Origin of the sequence: Exiguobacterium sp. s143 (assembly GCF_018618895.1) — a bacterium.
Taxonomy (GTDB): domain Bacteria; phylum Bacillota; class Bacilli; order Exiguobacteriales; family Exiguobacteriaceae; genus Exiguobacterium_A; species Exiguobacterium_A abrahamii.
This window is the reverse complement of sequence record NZ_JACSMX010000017.1, coordinates 1-247: the sequence shown is the minus strand read 5'-3', so window position 1 is coordinate 247 and position 247 is coordinate 1. Positions and strand designations below refer to the sequence as shown.

General features: G+C 47.0%; 1 rRNA gene. It reads right to left on the bottom strand.

Annotated features, from left to right (window positions below):
• Positions 1-97, bottom strand: a 5S ribosomal RNA gene (rrf, locus tag KNQ03_RS16950); the annotation flags it as partial.
• Between the last annotated feature and the right edge of the window lie 150 nt (positions 98-247).

Below are 247 nucleotides of genomic sequence, written 5' to 3'. Positions count from 1 at the left end.
TCACAGGGGGAAGCCCCCAACTACTTTCGGCGTTCAAGTGCTTAACTTCCGTGTTCGGCATGGGAACGGGTGTGACCACTTGGCTATCGCCACCAGACATTTATTATCTTAACATTATGTTCACATAACGTCAAGACTTTTTTTCGTTTTTTTGAAAGGCTCGCGCCCTCAAAACTGAAGTCATCAACAAGCATCTGCTAGAACAAGGCCTCGACCGATTAGTATCACTCAGCTCCACATGTCGCCA